The following is an 18,199-nucleotide window of genomic DNA, read 5'->3' on the forward strand; positions in this document are numbered from 1 at the left end:
GTTTCCTGATTTCTCCTGTTTTTAAATGCTTCAAAAAGACTTAGTTTTACGAATTAATTACAATTCGGAATTATAAAAAGGTATGGAGAACAATCGCTATTTCGTGATAGATTTTGATAGTACGTTCACCCAGGTGGAAGCCCTGGATGTACTTGGTGAACTATCACTTGCCAATCACCCCAAAAAACCACAGAAATTACAGGAACTTAAGGAACTTACAGATCAGGCCATGGCGGGAGAACTGGCTTTCAGGGAATCCCTGGAAAAAAGGCTGGATATTCTTGAAGCCCATAAGGATTCCCTTCCCAAACTGGTGGAAATGCTTCGGGACAGGGTGTCGGTATCTTTTGTGCGCAACGAGGAATTCTTTAAGGAGTACCAGGATCATATCTACATTATTTCCAGTGGTTTTAAAGAAGTGATCGTACCCATTGTAAGTGATATGGGTGTGAAACCGGAAAATGTATATGCAAATACCTTTGAATTTAATAAGGAAGGAAATATCACAGGATTTGATAAATCTAATGTTCTTTCTAAAAATAACGGAAAAGTAGAACTGCTTAAGCAACTTGACCTTAAAGGCGATGTTTATGTTATTGGCGACGGCTATAACGATTATGAGATCAAAGCTGCGGGTCTTGCCAATAAGTTCTATGCATTCACTGAAAATGTTGAGCGAGATAAGATCCTTGACAAAGCCGATCATATCACTCCTAGTCTTGACGAATTCCTATATCTTCATAAAATGAACAAAGCCATCTCTTATCCTAAAAATCGTATTAAGGTCCTTTTACTTGAAAATGTGCATACAGATGCCGTTAATATAATGAAGAATGAAGGTTATAATGTGACCACAATTTCCGGAGCTCTTGATGAAGATGAGCTGGCCGAAAAGATTAAGGATGTTTCTATTCTTGGGATCAGGTCTAAAACAAACCTTACCGCTAAAGTTCTTGAGAATGCCAACCGCCTTATAGGTGTGGGTGCTTTTTGTATAGGGACCAACCAGATAGATCTGGAAGCCTGCCTTAAGAAAGGAGTAGCGGTGTTTAATGCTCCTTTTAGTAATACCAGGTCTGTGGTAGAACTGGCCATAGGAGAGATTATTCTGCTTATGAGAAACCTTCCCGATCGTATTGCCGAGATGCATCGCGGGGAATGGAACAAGTCTGCAAGCGGGAGTTACGAGATCAGGGGTAAAAAGCTCGGGATTGTAGGTTATGGAAATATTGGAGCACAGCTATCAGTGGTTGCAGAAGCCATTGGCTTTGATGTATATTATTATGACCTCGTTGAAAAGCTGGCCATGGGAAATGCCACCAAATGTAACAGTCTTAAGGAGCTTTTCGAAAAAGTGGACATCGTGACCCTGCATGTGGATGGACGCAAGGAAAATAAGAATATGATAGGAGATAAGGAATTCAGCTGGATGAAAGAAGGTTCTATATTCCTTAATCTTGCCCGCGGCCAGGTTGTGAATGTGGATGCACTTAGAAAACATATGGAATCTGGCAGAATAAAAGGAGCCGGGGTGGATGTGTTCCCTAAAGAACCAAAGACCAACCAGGAAGAATTTGAATCCACCTTAAGAGGTCTGCCCAACCTGATCCTTACTCCGCATATTGGTGGGAGTACTGAAGAGGCTCAGGAAAACATTGGAAATTTTGTACCAGGAAAGATCATTGAGTATATCAATACGGGAAGTACCACTAATTCGGTGAATTTCCCTAACCTGCAACTACCTATCCTTGAGAATGCACACAGGCTTATTCATATTCACCATAACCAACCCGGAATCATTGCTCATATAAACAGGATACTTGCTGCGCACGATATCAATATTGTAGGGCAATATCTTAAGACCAATGAAACCATAGGGTACGTAATCACTGATATTGACAAGGAATATGATAATGAAGTGATAAGAGAACTGAAAGGCATACAGGGAACCATCAGGTTCAGGGTATTGTATTAGATTGTAGTCGTTAGTCATTAGAAATTAGACTGCATTGAATGATATATTGAACCTCAGATTTTAAACCTCTAACACTAAAAAAGACTTGAATCATGGATATACATATACCTGAAGAATATAGAATAACCGAGCAACTGCATCAGGAAACTTATCTTTCTAACGGGGAACTCATAAAATGGAATGGAAAGACAGATGAGGTCTATTCTACGATCTCTTCAAAAGATGAGTATGAACCTACTTTATTAGGTACCGTTCCACATATGGATAAGGATTCGGCAGTGGAAGTGCTTGAGTCGGCCTGTGATGCCTATGGCAAGGGACAGGGGAAATGGCCTACCATGAAAGTGGCAGATAGGGTATTATGTATGGAAAACTTCGTGGAGCAAATGAAGACCCAAAGGGAGCAGGTGGTAAAATACCTGATGTGGGAAATTGGTAAATCTCTGCCTGACTCACGAAAGGAATTTGACCGTACAGTAGAGTATATCCAGGATACCATAGAAGATTATAAGCAGTTGGATCGGGATAGCGCTAAATTCACGGAAAAGGATGGAGTATATGCTCATATTCGTCGAGGGCCGCTTGGAGTGGTGCTTTGCCTCGGTCCCTATAACTACCCGCTTAACGAGACCTTCGCTTTGCTTATTCCGGCCATAATTATGGGAAATACTGTGGTCTTTAAACCGGCTAAACATGGAGTATTATTACTTTCTCCTTTACTTGAGGCATTTCAGAAATCCTTTCCTAAGGGGGTAGTGAATGTAATCTATGGAAGGGGTAGAGAAGTGGCTGCACCTATCATGCAAACTGGAAGAATAGATGTTCTGGCGCTTATTGGGAACAGCAAATCGGCCATCGCTTTGCAGGATCAACATCCGTACAAGAACAGACTAAGGCTAGTATTGGGTCTCGAAGCCAAGAATCCCGGAATTATTCTACCTGATGCCGATCTTGATCTGGCGGTGGAAGAATGTATCTCCGGAACATTGTCGTTTAACGGTCAGCGCTGCACGGCTTTAAAGATCTTATATGTGCATGAGGAGGTAAAGGAAGAATTCAACAAACGATTTGCCAGGAGAGTGGATGAGCTCAAATTTGGAAACCCCTGGGTAGACCACGTAATGCTTACGCCACTGCCTGAACCAGGGAAGCCGGAATATATCCAGGAACTTATAGATGATGCTGTAGAAAAAGGAGCGAGCATAATTAATGAAAGGGGAGGAGCCACTTCAGAAAATTACATTTTTCCTGCTGTGCTGTATCCTGTGTCGGAAGATATGAGAGTATACAAAGAAGAGCAGTTTGGACCTGTTATTCCCATAAAGCCTTTCAATTCTATAGAGAGACTTCTGGACGAGATTGCCGATTCTAACTATGGGCAGCAGGTAAGTCTTTTCGGAACAGGAATAGACAGAATCGCGCCGCTTATTGATACGCTGGTGAATCTGGTGTGCAGGGTAAACCTTAACAGTTCCTGTCAGCGAGGCCCGGATGTTTTTCCATTTACCGGAAGAAAGGATTCGGCGGTTGGTACTTTAAGCGTACATGACGCATTGCGTTCTTTCTCTATTAGAACCTTCGTGGCTAGTAAGGATAAGGCTTATAATAATGAGATTCTAAGAAAGCTACTGGACAGTAAAAGTTCCAATTTCGTGAGTACAGATTATATATTATAAGCTGGAAGCTCCACGCAATACTTAGCAAGTTTTATTACCTGCTTTTTAGCTTTTTGTTGGGATAAAATTGGCTTTGAGTTAACTTTAGATAAGCCTTTTTTAAACTACATTTACTATGTAATTATCGGTGAAATAGACGATAATTTCGAAGGGTAACTGGAAAATGGTTTAAATATTTTGGTTACCCTTTTTTAAATGCTTTAGATTGAAGTACTATTTCAAAGAATCAGGAATTTGGGGATTCCTGATTCTTTGTTTAGGCAGTATCCGTAAATGTTAATTATTTCTTAATTAACGGGTTTCGATTCTTTTCACTTCAGTTATCGATTTATCTTAGTGCTCCCCCTACTCTTTTTAGCATTTTATAAAGTTTATGAACCTTATTTCATTTTATATTCTTGTAGGCGCATTTATTTTTATTGGTGGCGTAATTCTGTTTCTTTTAAAGCGTGATAATGCCAGGCAAGAGAAGATCATCAGGCAGCATAACCGTGATATCGCCCTGATAAAAAACAGTCAGAAGAAATAATTTTTTTGACCTTTACGGCTCGCCCATTCATATTAGCAATAATCCGCTTATATACACAATTATTCCCAGTAACATTATAAGTAATGTATAGGGCAATATTTCCCTCGCCTTTAAACGCGTAATCGCCAGCAGGGGAAGTGCCCAGAAAGGCTGAAGCATATTGGTAATCTGATCTCCGTAGGCAAATGCCATGATAGCTTTATTAAGGGGAACTCCAAGGTTTAAGGCACTTTCCAGAACTATAGGACCCTGAATGGCCCATTGTCCGCCGCCACTGGGCACAAAGATGTTTACCAGCGCAGCACTGAAAAAAGTAAAGACGGGTAGACTCACATCGGTAGCCATCGAGGAAAAGAATTGGGCAATATCTCCTACCAGGCCGGTTTCTTTCATGATTCCCATTATTCCAAAATACAGCGGAAACTGAATAAGTATAGCCGCAGCGCCACCAATGGCCTCATCAAGCGCATTTAAAAAGGAAACAAAGGATGAATGTAAGAGAATACACAATGCCAGCATGAAAAAATTCAGCATATTAGGAGTAAGATTACCTTTTAAAAGATCACCGGAATAACTGGCAAAAAAGGCTGCCATAAGTAGCATACCGAATATGGCTTTCAACCAAATGGAATGATCCATTCTTTCTGCTCCTTCTATCAGAATGTTTTTACCTGGTTGTTTGTCACGGGGCAGATCTATCCGGGAGGTAGCAGTTTTGCGCGATATTAACCATAAAAGACCCGGGACGAGTATTAATAAAATAATAAAAAGTAGCAGATTCCATCCCGCGAAGATAGTAGTTGAGGTAGGTACTGTATCCGGCAGGCTATTCAAAACCGTTGCGCGGACACCTTCTGAAAAAAGACTGCTCAGATGTCCGCTTTCCGAAGCCTTTAATGGAGCACTTCCACTTATACCTCCATGCCATACCATAAGGCCCACGTATCCAGCAGCTCCAACTAACGGGTAATTGATTTCAAAATTTCGATCACGAGCGGCTTCTCCTACCTTTCTGGCCATGATAGCTCCAAAGATTAGTCCGAGCCCCCAGTTAAAAAATGCAACCAGCATGGTAGAAACCGAAACGGTAATTACCGCAGAGGTATTGCCATTCACAATATTTGTTAGTTTTCGTGTGAGCCAGGCTACCGGTCTGCTAAGTACCAGTACATGCCCAAGCACCAGGATCAGCATCATCTGAACTGCAAAAACCAGCAACGGTGGATTCCACATACCTTCCTGCCAATAGCTTAAAATATTTAAAACTGAAGTTCCACTTTTGTCACCGGTAAAAATGAAAGCGATCAAGATCGTGAGAAAACTAAGCAGAACTGCAAGGGTAAAAGGAGATGGAATGAGTTTCTTGAAAACCTGTTCAATATGTTGGGAAATATTCATGTACTCAAATATCCTGAAATATTTTTAAAATAAAACAATTCAGCTATAGATGGTGTACGGAGCCTGATTATCAGGCTTTGTGGTGAATGTCCTGAAATAGTATATGAAAATCCATTTAACTGCAGTGAACTTCAGAAATCTTTTACTAAGTGCGATAATCTCTGCCTTTTTAATTTCAGATCTGGTTTTATATAGCTGATTATATTTTAATAAGCTACTGACATCTTATCTATATAATAAGGTAGCCTTCGATGTAAATTAGCTTCATAATCATCAGGAATCAACTGATTTACATCAAAAAAATTATTCATTTAAAAAATCATTCATCATGAAAACATTAATTTTTTCTTTATTATTTATCGTTGCGACCTCTTTAGGTCATGCACAAAAGATCACAGAACTTGAAGAAGCAAAAGTTGGATTTGCACCTCTGGATGTTGAGATTAGCGAAGACGGAGATAGTTTCACCTATACCGTAAATGAATCATATGCAGGAGAATTTGTTAAAGATCCAATTGCCTTTATGAAATCCAATTTCGACATCAAGAATTTCATCGCTACTTATGGAGACCGTGATTACAATTCTTATCATTTAACTTTCAAAAGCGGACAGGGTTTTCTTAAAGCAGATTTCAACCGTACAGGTGAAATTGTAAGAACCTATCAGAAATTTAAAAATGTTGTGTTGCCACTGGATGTGCGCAGGGACCTGTACCTGGCAAATAAAGGATGGACCATGACCGAAAATAAGTATGTAGCCTCAGGAAGGGGAGATTTGCTGAAAAAGGAATACTATAAAATTAAATTGGAAAATGGTAGTCGATCCCAAACAATTAAGCTGGATCCAAGGTCTATAGGCCACACAAGTGTTGCCAGCAAAGAATAGTTTAAAACTATAATTTGAATTTAGCAAGGCTATCGGAATTTTAAATTCTGATGGCCTTTTTGGATAAAGCTTTACAAAAAATATTGAAGATTAAAAGCAGTTAAAAGCTCGACACTACTAAAAAAGTTAATGCTTGTGCTTAAATAGTTTTAAATTGCAGTAATTAACTACTTTTTATAACTATGAAAGCACTTGTTATAGATGACGAGGAACTTGCACGTAGAAGGGTTTTAAACCTGCTGGATGAAATTGAAGAAATAGAGGTTCTGGGGGAATGCTCAAACGGAAAAACAGCCATACAAAGGATAAATACCGATAAGCCAGACCTCATTTTTCTGGATATCAATATGAAGGATATGAATGGTTTTGAGGTGTTAAAGAATGTGGAGATATCTCCCAAGCCTATAGTGATATTTGTCACCGCTTATGACAATTATGCACTGAAGGCTTTTGATGTTGAAGCATTTGATTTTCTCCTCAAACCCTTTAAAGATGACAGATTTTTTAAAACCATCAATAAAGTGCTGAAAACAACACAAACCGAAGCCAATTCCAATTTCGAGAAACGGATGGTGGAATTTTTTCATCAGTATTCAATGGGAGGTCTCCAGTTGAATTCGGTATCCAAGATCCCGGTAAAGCAGGGAAATAAAACGGCTTTAGTAGACCCCAGAGACATCCTATATATACTTGCTTCAGGCTATTATGCTGAATTATACGTGAAATCAAAGAAATATGTGTTGAGGGAATCCCTTAATAATCTGGAAGAGATTCTGGATGAGAATATCTTTGTACGGATACACCGGTCTACTATTGTTAATATGAATTTTGTGGAAGAAATTATACATTCAGAATATTCTGAAATAGATGCGAAAATGACCGATGGGAAACTGCTTCGCGTGAGTAAGTCCCATAAAAAGGATTTCCTGGAAAAAATAGGTATTTAAATGAGCCTTTCTACTTTAAAAAGAAAATATATAGATCTTAAGCTGGTTCTTCTTCTGGCCGGTTTTTATCTTATGTTCGATATCGTCCTCATCGTTAAAGTGGCGTATATGAGGCATTATATGCCTGAAGATACTCATGATTATTTTACCTGGGGAGAGTTTTTAGTTCAGAACCTGCTTTTTGATTATATAATTGTGGTGAGCTATATGACTCTAATCGCCATAAGTACCAAGAGGTTCCTTAACCGAAATTATTCCTGGGTTAAGATCATTTCCATACATACCATTTTTTCCATTCTTATTGGATTGATCATCAGGTTCATCTTTGATTTCTACTCAATAATTGTGGGCAGGATTTCCCTGGCCGAATTTGACCTGCGCAAAAGTATAAATGCCTTTATCTACGTAATAGACCTGAATTTTCTCATCTATTTTGCAATGGTGTTCATAATCTATACTTACTATTATCTTAGACAGGTCAAGGAAGCCGAAAAAAGACATTCAAAGCTTGAATCCCAGCTGGTGAATACCAGGATGAAAATGCTTTCGTCCCAATTGCAGCCACATTTTTTATTCAATACTCTAAACTCTATTGCAGTTCTAACCGATATAGATGCAACGAAGGCAAAGGACACTATTGCCGATCTGAGTGATTTTCTTCGGGAAATTCTTTATAATAGCGATAGTAGTAGGATTAGCCTTGATGAGGAATTGCGGATACTGGAATATTATCTGAATATCGTTAACGTAAGATTTTCAGACCATCTTAATATTATTAAAGAAATAGACGATTCCTTACTGGTAAAAAGAGTGCCGGCCTTACTTTTACAGCCTTTAATTGAGAACTCCATAAAGCATGGTTATTCGTATGATCATACCGATCTTACTATTAGGATTTCAGTTTATAATGAAGATAATAAACTGGTGATAAAAGTGGAAAATGACGGGGCACCCATTTCTCAGACCCATGCAGAACTTATGAAGAAGGGAGTGGGACTTACCAATATTAATGACAGATTGAAGAATCTTTACCAGGATAACTATTTCTTTGAAATCAGGAATAAGGCCGATGGCGGTGGAGTAGAAACCATCATTAAAATTCCTGAATAGATATTTTCATGTCATACTACCTTCGGCATCCTTTTTAAAAAAAGCTCAGATTATCCCTTTTGAAATAAGGGATTTTAATTTATATTAATCATCAGTATCCTTTCAAATGCGTAAATTCAAAAAGCCAAAATATTATCATCCTATAGAAGAAAAACTTAATGTCATTTCCCATGGCATTGGTTTCGGTTTGAGTATTCTTGCTCTTGTTTTGCTTATTCTAAGGGCCAACCAACTGGGTGAAACTCAGCATTTGGTAAGTTTCACCATCTTTGGTGGGAGCATGGTATTGTTATATGCGGCTTCCACTTTTTATCATAGTGCAAAAACACATCGCTTAAGGATGAGACTTAATATCATGGATCATGCTTCCATTTATATACTCATCGCGGGAACCTACACTCCTTTTGCACTGGTTACGCTTCAAGGTCCCCTTGGCTGGACCATATTTGGGGTGATTTGGGGAATGGCCCTCACGGGGGTTATCCTAAAGCTTTTCTATACCGGCAGGTACCAGTTACTTTCCACCATCATGTATGTAGTGATGGGCTGGATCATTGTATTAGCAATAAAACCTCTTATTGATAATTTTTCAGGCCCGGGCCTCTGGTGGTTGTTTGGCGGAGGGATATCTTATACCGTAGGGGCGATTCTCTTCATGCAACACAGAATTCCTTATAACCATGCGATCTTCCATATTTTTGTTCTTCTGGGAACCTTCAGCCATTTTATCTCCATCTATTTTTATGTTCTACCCGATAGTATATGAACCTTAAATTTCTATCTTTAATATTCATAGAAATTAAGTTATATGAAACCCTATTATTTTTTATTTGGCCTTTTCTTTATTTTACTTCCATGCTCTGTACAACCGCAGGCTGACTATTATTTTCCCGAGGGAATGACCTTCGATGAGAGTATTCCCAGTCCTGCCGAATTTCTTGGTTATGAAATTGGTGAGTGGCATACCAGGCATGCGAGAATGGTTAGTTATATGGAAAGACTAGCCGAGGTATCGCCTAAAGCACAAATACAAACCATTGGATATACTCACGAAAAAAGACCCCAGATTATACTTACGATTACTTCTGAAGAGAATCTTTCTAATCTTGAAAAAATCCGTACTGAACACCTTGCACATGCTAATCCGGAACAACCCGAAGGTGATGTAGAAAATATGCCGGTGATTGTTCATCTTGGTTATAATGTACATGGGAATGAACCTTCGAGTACCGAGGTGTCCATGCTGGTGGCCTATTATTTGTTAGCAGCAATAGACCCAAAGCTTAATGATTATCTCAAGAATGCGGTATTTCATATAGAGCCTGCTTTAAATCCGGATGGCCGGGATCGGCATACAACCTGGGTGAATAGCAATAAAGGAAATCCTCCAGTATCGGATCCATGGGACAGGGAGCATAATGAATCCTGGCCATCAGGGAGAACAAACCATTACTGGTTTGATCTCAATCGGGACTGGCTTCCTCTTACGCAGGTTGAAAGTAAGAACCGTGTGGCTTTTTACCATAAATGGTTACCAAATATGGTGACCGATTATCATGAAATGGGTTCATCAAGCACTTACTTTTTTGAACCTACTAAGAAGTATGGTTCAGAAAACCCTATCGTACCCAGGTTTAATTATGATACCTTAAACAGTATTTTCGCGAAATATCATCAGGAATCTCTGGATGAGATCGGTTCGTTATATTTTACAGGTGAAAGATTCGATAATTCATACCCCGGTTATGGCTCCACTTACCCCGACCTTCATGGAGCATTGGGCATTGTGTATGAGCAGGCAAGTTCCCGTGGCCATGTTCAGAGAACCGGAACAGAGAATATAACATTTCCATTTTCTATAAGAAACCATCTCCGTACCAGTCTGGCTACCATAGAGGCCTGCGTTGAAAACAAGGCGATGCTGCTCAAGTGGCAGCGTAAGTTTTTTAGTGATATTCGAGAGAAAGGACTCAAAGAAAGGAAGGTTCACATATACGGTAATGAGAATGATCCTGATGTGACCCATATGTTTACCCGTTTATTGCTGGATCATCAAATTGAGGTTTATAATATTGAAGAGGAGATTAAAGCGGAAAATAAAATATATAAGCCGGGTTCTGCATATGCTGTACCCGAGGGACAGGTGCAGAACCTGATGGTAAAATCCATATTTGATAATGTAACCACTTTTACAGATAGTGTTTTCTATGATACTTCTGCCTGGTCAATGGCTTTGGCATATGGAATTGATAATACCGAAATATCGTCGGCAAAGTTTGAGCCCGGTTCCCGGATTAAACCAGAGGATATAAAACCTGATATTAAAATCCCTTCACAATCAAAATATGCTTACATAATAGATTGGTCTCAATTTGGGGCACCGGCCGCCTTATACTTCCTCCTGAAAAACGAAGTAAACGTGAAAACTGCTTTTAAACCTTTTTCCATTCAAACTGGAAAAGAAAGAAAAGAATTTGGCTACGGAAGCCTGATGATTCCGGTTGTAGATCAATCGATGGAATCAGAGGAGTTATATGATCTGATTATGGAAGCATCCCAGAAAGTTGAGCTAAGAATAGACCCGGTTGTCTCTGGAAGAAGTCAATTTGGTATTGACCTTGGTAGTCCCGAGTTTAAAAATGTGGAACTTCCCAGGGTTGTGATGCTTACAGGAGAGGGAACAAGTGGTTATGAAGCGGGAGAAATATGGTTCATGGCAGATACCTATTTGAAAATGCCTATCACAAAAGTAGATAAGAGCGATTTTAAAAGATTGCCACTCAAAGATTATGATGTTTTAATAATGGTTTCGGGAAATTACGAAGATCTTGACCCCGAAAGGATTAAAAGCTGGGTAAACAATGGTGGAACTCTTATAACACAGCGTACGGCAAGTGAGTGGGTGATAAATAAAGAGCTTGTAGAGATAGAATTAAGGAAACAGGAACAAGAGAAAGACAGTCTTCTTAGAATTAATTACGCCAGATCTGATAATTATTACGGTTCCCGAGCCATTGGAGGATCTTTCTATAAGGCAGATCTTGACATCACTCATCCAATTGGATTTGGATATGAGGATAGACAGCTTTCTATATATAAGAACAGTACGGTCTTTCTCAAGCCTGGGAAAGACCCCTTCAACAAAGTGGCTGTATTTACCAGGGCCCCTTATCTGAGCGGGTATATACATTCTGATAATCTTGAACTTATAAAGGGTTCTGCCGCTATTCTAGCCCGGCAAAAGGGTAGGGGAAGTGTGGTCATGTTCAGTGATAATCCAAATTTTAGAGCGATGATGCTGGAAACCCATAAGTTATTTGTGAATGCCGTATTTTTTGGCTCTCTGATCTTCTGATAGCTTCGAGCGTTGAAACTTTTTCATGTTTATGTATTGGGAAACTAATTGAAAGATAGGTTATTATAGTAGGGTGAAATTTGTCCTTTCAGATTAGAAAAAATCTATTCTGAAAGGACAGTAGTAATAAAACTTCTCAGGATTTAGGCTCAATGTTCTGGTTTACCCTGAAGAAATTTTCGGGATCGTATTTCGCTTTTATCATTTGAAGTTTTTCATAATTATTCCTGAAAGAAGCTTTAACTCGTTCCTGGCCTTCTTCCATCATAAAATTGGAGTAAGAGCCTCCCATTGAAAATGGATGCAGTGCATTCCAGTAGTCTTTGCACCAGTTGGTGATCTCCATTGCTTTTGCAGGATCTGGGTCTATCCCTACAAATACACCTGCATACTTTGCATCGCGATATGCCCAGGCAGTTTCGTCAGATCCTACCCTGGCAGCCGCCCCAGATATGGGATATAGATGCATCTGCGATAGAGGTGTAGGGATCATAGATCCGAATTTGAAATGTTGTTTGGAAGCTTCGGGCGGGATCTCGCTAAAGAAATCACCACGCCAGTACCATTGGAAGCCCGGTGGTAATAACCCGTCGAATAACGTCTGAATTACTGGATATGGCATCTCACCAACGTGTTCAAATACAGGTTTCAGATCCCTTACAGGCTCAAATAATTCATCAAACTCATCAGGGTTGCCGGTATAACACCAAACGATCGCGCAGAATTTTTTTCCATGAAGTTCTTCAGGGAATGGCGGCCCTGGTATCACCATTGTAGCAATAAAGCCGTTAAGATCTTCAGGTGCGTGATGTATGAAGCTGTGATACCATTTCATGATCTCTTCTGTTTTTTCTATTGGCCACAGAGTAGGCCCACCAATAACAGTTTTCAATTCATGTCCCTGGAAAAGGAAGGAAGTAACAATTCCAAAGTTACCGCCTCCTCCACGCACAGCCCAGAAGAGATCTGCATTCTGGTCTTTATTGGCTGTCACCACACTTCCATCTGCCAGTACCATATCAACCTCCAGCAGATTATCTATTGTGAGCCCAAATTTACGCGAGAGGTGTCCTACGCCTCCTCCAAGGGTAAGACCTCCCACACCGGTAGTGGAAATTATACCGGCAGGAACGGCAAGTCCGTAGGCATGTGTAGCGTGGTCCACTTCTCCCCAAAGATTACCGCCGCCAACTCTTACAGTGTTATTAGATGTATTCACCCGTACGTATTTTATTCTAGAAAGGTCGATCACAAGGCCTTCATCGCAGATTCCAAGACCACCCCCATTGTGCCCGCCACCGCGTACGGCAGTCAACATATTATTTTCTCTTCCAAAATTTACTGCAGTGATCACATCGGCTACATCAACGCATTTCGCGATCATGGCTGGCTTTTTACTGATCATTGCATTAAAGACCTTACGTGAATCTTCATAGTTCACGTCTCCTTCCAGGATCAATTCACCCCGGAGACTGTTCCTTAATTCTTCAACCAATGAAGGTTCTAATTTTACTGTACTCATGATTATGGATTTATAGATAAATGATTTGAACATTATCCATAGCCTAAAAAATACGTGCAGGAGTAGTGGAGCTGCATGAACCGAAAAGTTGGGGGGAGTTAATCAATCTCTGGCTTTTACTGAGAGAGAGAAAAGCTATGCAATATAAGCATATTTAAAAAATGAAAGACTATGATAATACAATAAAATTATTTTAAATTCCTGTATTCCAGGTTATTGTCAAAACAAGTACCATTTAAAGAGTGTTAAGCCAGAATGAATTTTCAAATTTCAATTCTCCTTTTTCATCTTTCTGTTTTAGTTGTCTTAATAGGCTTAGGGAGTCGTTTATATCATCGCTACAAAGAACGATCAGGGAATCCTTTCGGGCATTGCGTATAGCATATTTTATGGATTCCGGCTCCGATCCTGCCTGGCTTACAAGTTTGCCCGGATCTACTTTGTTGATCCCGTTCTTCAATAAAGTAGTTAGATATTCAGCTGATTTTCCTCTAAGGTCGCGGTCATTCCTAATAATGATCTCATCAAACATTTCAGAGGCAATCATCCCTATTTTTTCGGTATCGCTATCCAGTCTGTCTCCAATGCCCGCTATGATACCTACTTTGTACTTATAATCCAGGGAATTGGTAAGACTTTGGAGGGCCCGCATTCCCGTTGGGTTATGAGCATAGTCGAGCATAAATGTGAAATTTTTGAAACGGAACATATTCAGTCTTCCGGGGGTTTGAGTATCGGAAGGAAGGAAGCTTTGCAGACCTTTTCGGATATCTTCAATATCAAACCCGCTTATCTGAGCGGCGATTATGGCTGTAAGGATATTCTGGATCATGAAACGGGCCTTGCCATTAATGCTTAATGGAATATCTGCCGCTTTCATCACCCGGGTTTTCCATGGACCACTTGTAAGGCTTACGTAGCCATTTTCATAAACAGAAGTAATGCCTCCTTCAAGCTGAAAACTTTTTATCCTGGGATTGTTTTCGTCCATTGAGAACAGGGCGATCTTTGATTTTAAATGTTTTCTCATTTCATAAACCAGATCATCATCGGCGTTAAGGATTGAATAGCCATCAACTTTTACGGTTTCCGGGATTACCGATTTTACCCGTGCCAGTTGTTCCTGTGTATGTATGCCATCAAGACCAAGATGATCTCCTTCCACATTAGTTACTATTCCAATGTCACAGTAATCAAAAGCCAAGCCTGCTCGCAGCAGTCCCCCTCGTGCACATTCCAGCACGGCAAAATCAACTCCTGGATCTTTCAGAACAAGTTTAGTGCTGGCGGGACCTGTGCAATCACCTTTCATTACCAGGTTGTCCTGAATATAGACCCCGTCTGTTGTAGTATAACCCACCCGTTTTCCGGCCTGTTTTGCAATATGAGCTATAAGCCTGGTAGTGGTAGTTTTTCCGTTTGTGCCTGTGACTGCAATTAAGGGAATCCTTCCATTTTTCTTATCGGGAAAAAGAGAATCTATTACCGGGGCCGCTACATTCCGGGCAATGCCCAGGGTAGGAGCCAGGTGCATCCTGAAACCCGGGCCGGCATTTACCTCGATCACTGCGCCTCCGGTTTCTTCAATGGGTTTACTTATGTCACTGGTAATAACATCTATCCCGCAAATATCGAGATCAATCAGTTTAGCGATCCTTTCAGCCTGAGATATTATAGAGGGGTGTAAAATCTCGGTAACATCTTCGGCAGTACCACCTGTACTCAGGTTTGCGGTGTCTTTTAATATAAGGTTCTCTCCGGCAGGTAATACCGAATGTAGATTATAGCCTTTCTTCTTTATAAGTTGAAGACTGTTATTATCTAACTCAATTCTGGTCAGTACGTTATCATGCCCGTCGCCACGCCTGGGATCGCTATTGGTAAGCCTTATAAGCTCAGCTATTGAGGAATTGCCGTTGCCGGTAATCTGGGCAGGCTTGCGCTTTGCGGCCGCGACATATTTATAATTTATAACAAGTAGACGGAAATCTGCCCCATCTATATGACTTTCAATGATAATGTCTTCTGATATCTTTTTGGCCAGAGAGAAAGCTTCGGTTGCCTGTTCCAAATTCTGAACATTTGAGGTTATTCCCCGCCCATGATTGCCATTGATGGGTTTGATGGCTACCGGATAACCGATTTCTTCACAGGCTTCCTGTAATTCTGAAAGTTTGGCAATAGTCTTGCCATAGGGTACTTTTATAGATGCTTCTTTTAGCAGCCGTTTGGTTTCTTCTTTATCGCAGGCGATATCTACTCCTATATTACTGGTTCTGCCGGTTATTGTAGCCTGTATTCTTTGTTGATTTGATCCATAGCCTAACTGGCAAAGGGAGCCTTCATTCAACCTGAACCAGGGAATTCCTCTGCATTCTGCTTCCTTTATTATAGATTCTGTACTTGGACCTAATTTACCATTTTTGTTATGCTCTTTTAATATCTGAATGTCATTATCCAGATCGTAGGTTTCACCGTTAATAAGTGCCTCACAAATTTCTACAGCAGCACGGGCCGCATACCTTCCTGCGTTTTCATCAGTATATTCAAAAACAACATGATATACTCCTTTTTCACCATAACCCCGGGTACGGCCAAATGAAGTGTCCATTCCTGCCATAGACTGGATCTCCAGCGCAATATGCTCTATAACGTGCCCCATCCAGGTACCTTTTTCCAGTCGTATGAAAAAACCTCCATATTTTCCCACCGAACACTGATGTTCCACGAGACCCGGAAGTAATTTTTTTAGGCGGCCATTAAACCCTTCAATTTCATTGGATGGGTAATGCTCCATTTCTTCCAGATCCAGAACCATGATAATGAGTCTGTGACGCCTTACAGACCAGTAATTAGGCCCACGCGTGGCGGTGATTTCCTTGATTCTCATAGGGTGTAGTCAATTGACTTATAATGATTTAAATAAAATTAGACTATTTCGGCCAACAACTGTATTTTAGTATTCTAAAAGTTACGTTAATGAAATCTAAAGGAACATTAATTCCTATCGGAGGGAATGAAAATAAAGGGATTCGCACTAACGAGAAATTTCATACTGAACATATTGAAAGGGGTATACTTTCCCGAGTCGTATTTGAAAGTGGTGGCACAGATTCACTTATCGTAGTGATTCCAACGGCGTCAAGTATTCCCGCTGAGGTTAGTCAGAGCTATATCGATGCCTTTGGAAAACTGGGATGCCGTAATATTCGTGTGGCCGATATAAGAAATAGAGTCGATACAGAATTGGAGGAGAACATTGACCTGGTGTCCAGGGCCGACTGTATCATGTTCTCGGGTGGGAATCAGTCTGAGATCACTAGCAAGATCAAAGACACAAAGCTCCATGAAATAATGGTGGACAGGTATCAGAATAGTTCCCTGGTGATTGCCGGTACCAGCGCAGGAGCAATGTGTATGAGTGAAGAGATGATAATAGGGGGGAGACATAAGGAAGCCTTCGTAAAAGGAGCTGTGGGAATGAGCAAAGGCATGGGGTTCCTTCCTCATGTGGTTATAGACTCCCATTTTATCCGAAGGGGACGTTTTGGAAGACTGGCTGAGGCAGTGGCAAGGTTTCCTCAGTTAATCGGAATTGGCCTGGCGGAAGATACCGGGCTGGTTATTAAGGAATGTAATACAGTTGAAATCGTGGGAACGGGTATGGTAATTATTTTTGATCCGGGAGAACTTGAGCACAATACTGAAAGATATGTGAAAGAAGGCGAGCTGATGTCCGTTACAAACCTAAAGACACATATTTTAGCACAGGGGGATATGTTCAATATAGAAAAACATCAGGTAAAGATACTTCATGTAGAGACTCCATTTCAGGGTCATCAGTCCTCATAGATAGCTATCTTATTTTCTCCATTTGAATTTCTCATACCGCGATACATACCTTCCGTATTAAAAGGCATAGTGATATTGCCGGAGCGATCAACTGCTATAAGTCCTCCATCTCCTTTTAGTTTTGGAAGTCTTTTAAATATAACTTCATCTGCCGCTTCTTTTAGAGGAAGTTTTTTATATTCTATTAAACAGGAAAGATCATAGGCTACAACACCCCTGATAAAAAACTCTCCACTTCCAGTACAGCTTACTGCACAGGTTTCATTATTGGCATAATTTCCTATACCTATTAACGGGCTGTCACCAATACGCCCCCAGTTTTTATTGGTCATTCCTCCGGTAGATGTAGCAGCCGCTATATTTCTGTTTGCGTCACATGCCACCGCCCCCACAGTTCCGAATTTTGAATCTTTCCTATCACTATGGTCCAGCTGAAAATGATCACTGTCCTTAATTTTCTGCCATTGCTGATAGCGGAATTCATCATAGAAATAATCTTCATTTTCAAGCTGAAAACCGTGAAGTTTGGCAAAATCCATAGCTCCCTGGCCCGCCAGTAAGACATGCGGACTTTTTTCCATAATCACACGAGCAAGGGACACAGGGTTTTTGATCCTTGTGACCAGACTTACCGAGCCGGCTTTAAGATCTTTTCCTTCCATAATGGCAGCATCCATCTCATGTGTTCCATCAGCGGTAAAGACACTGCCTTTTCCAGCATTAAAAAGTGGAGAATCCTCAAGAACAATGACCGCTTTTTCCACCGCATCGAGAGCAGACCCGTTCTTTTTCAAAATACTGAATCCTTCATCAAGCGCCAGTTGGAGGGTCTCCCGGTAAGACTTTTCTTTTTCAGGAGTCATTTTACCTTTGATAAGTGTACCTGCGCCCCCGTGGATGGCTATGGAAACCGGTGAATTCATAATTTTCATTGTATCGAATATACAGT

General features: G+C 40.4%; 13 protein-coding genes. 9 read left to right on the top strand and 4 right to left on the bottom strand.

The features are described 5' to 3' along the window. Positions 1-82: 82 nt before the first annotated feature. The 3 genes from serA (at position 83) to EZJ28_RS16050 (ending at position 4,180) form a co-directional block, all read left to right on the top strand. Positions 83-1,975: a phosphoglycerate dehydrogenase gene (gene serA, locus EZJ28_RS13145; RefSeq protein WP_131398626.1), complete on the top strand. Its 1,893-nt coding sequence runs from the start codon at positions 83-85 to the stop codon at positions 1,973-1,975. 92 nt (positions 1,976-2,067) lie between these two features. After that, positions 2,068-3,651 (top strand): NADP-dependent glyceraldehyde-3-phosphate dehydrogenase, encoded by a 1,584-nt coding sequence (locus EZJ28_RS13150; protein WP_131398628.1) that lies wholly within the window; start codon positions 2,068-2,070, stop codon positions 3,649-3,651. A gap of 373 nt (positions 3,652-4,024) precedes the next feature. Further along, a complete protein-coding gene (locus EZJ28_RS16050; RefSeq protein WP_165499083.1) occupies positions 4,025-4,180 on the top strand; it encodes a hypothetical protein in 156 nt (51 codons plus the stop codon). A gap of 27 nt (positions 4,181-4,207) precedes the next feature. Here EZJ28_RS16050 and EZJ28_RS13155 read toward each other — a convergent pair whose 3' ends face one another. Further along, positions 4,208-5,578: a short-chain fatty acid transporter gene (locus tag EZJ28_RS13155; protein WP_131398631.1), complete on the bottom strand. Its 1,371-nt coding sequence runs from the start codon at positions 5,576-5,578 to the stop codon at positions 4,208-4,210. A 328-nt stretch (positions 5,579-5,906) separates the two neighbouring features. On the opposite strand from EZJ28_RS13155, the gene EZJ28_RS13160 reads away from it, so the two are divergent. The 5 genes from EZJ28_RS13160 to EZJ28_RS13180 all read left to right on the top strand — a co-directional run bounded on the left by EZJ28_RS13160 (position 5,907) and on the right by EZJ28_RS13180 (position 11,876). Further along, positions 5,907-6,464, top strand: coding sequence for a hypothetical protein (locus tag EZJ28_RS13160; RefSeq protein WP_131398633.1), 558 nt, complete (start codon positions 5,907-5,909; stop codon positions 6,462-6,464). Positions 6,465-6,646: 182 nt separating this feature from the next. Further along, positions 6,647-7,411 carry a LytTR family DNA-binding domain-containing protein gene (locus EZJ28_RS13165; protein ID WP_131398634.1) on the top strand — a complete coding sequence of 255 codons (765 nt, stop codon included), beginning with the start codon at positions 6,647-6,649 and terminating at the stop codon, positions 7,409-7,411. Further along, positions 7,412-8,521 carry a sensor histidine kinase gene (locus EZJ28_RS13170; RefSeq protein WP_131398636.1) on the top strand — a complete coding sequence of 370 codons (1,110 nt, stop codon included), beginning with the start codon at positions 7,412-7,414 and terminating at the stop codon, positions 8,519-8,521. Positions 8,522-8,627: 106 nt separating this feature from the next. Beyond that, positions 8,628-9,287, top strand: coding sequence for a hemolysin III family protein (locus EZJ28_RS13175; protein ID WP_207388466.1), 660 nt, complete (start codon positions 8,628-8,630; stop codon positions 9,285-9,287). 42 nt (positions 9,288-9,329) lie between these two features. After that, complete coding sequence (locus EZJ28_RS13180; RefSeq protein WP_131398638.1) at positions 9,330-11,876, top strand: M14 metallopeptidase family protein; 2,547 nt, start codon at positions 9,330-9,332, stop codon at positions 11,874-11,876. A 136-nt stretch (positions 11,877-12,012) separates the two neighbouring features. Here EZJ28_RS13180 and EZJ28_RS13185 read toward each other — a convergent pair whose 3' ends face one another. Continuing rightward, on the bottom strand, positions 12,013-13,398 hold the full coding sequence (locus tag EZJ28_RS13185; RefSeq protein ID WP_207388467.1) for an FAD-binding oxidoreductase: 1,386 nt from the start codon (positions 13,396-13,398) through the stop codon (positions 12,013-12,015). A 235-nt stretch (positions 13,399-13,633) separates the two neighbouring features. Continuing rightward, the gene (gene cphA / locus EZJ28_RS13190; protein ID WP_131398642.1) at positions 13,634-16,288 is read right to left on the bottom strand and encodes a cyanophycin synthetase; all 2,655 of its coding nucleotides are present in this window, start codon (positions 16,286-16,288) and stop codon (positions 13,634-13,636) included. Positions 16,289-16,377: 89 nt separating this feature from the next. Here cphA and EZJ28_RS13195 point away from each other — a divergent pair, with 89 nt between their 5' ends. Continuing rightward, positions 16,378-17,250: a cyanophycinase gene (locus EZJ28_RS13195; RefSeq protein ID WP_131398644.1), complete on the top strand. Its 873-nt coding sequence runs from the start codon at positions 16,378-16,380 to the stop codon at positions 17,248-17,250. On the opposite strand, the gene EZJ28_RS13200 is transcribed toward EZJ28_RS13195, so the two are convergent. Beyond that, the gene (locus tag EZJ28_RS13200; protein WP_131398646.1) at positions 17,238-18,173 is read right to left on the bottom strand and encodes an isoaspartyl peptidase/L-asparaginase family protein; all 936 of its coding nucleotides are present in this window, start codon (positions 18,171-18,173) and stop codon (positions 17,238-17,240) included. The genes EZJ28_RS13195 and EZJ28_RS13200 overlap by 13 nt on opposite strands. Positions 18,174-18,199: the final 26 nt, after the last annotated feature.

The sequence above is a fragment of the Gramella sp. KN1008 genome, assembly GCF_004332155.1.
GTDB lineage: Bacteria > Bacteroidota > Bacteroidia > Flavobacteriales > Flavobacteriaceae > Christiangramia.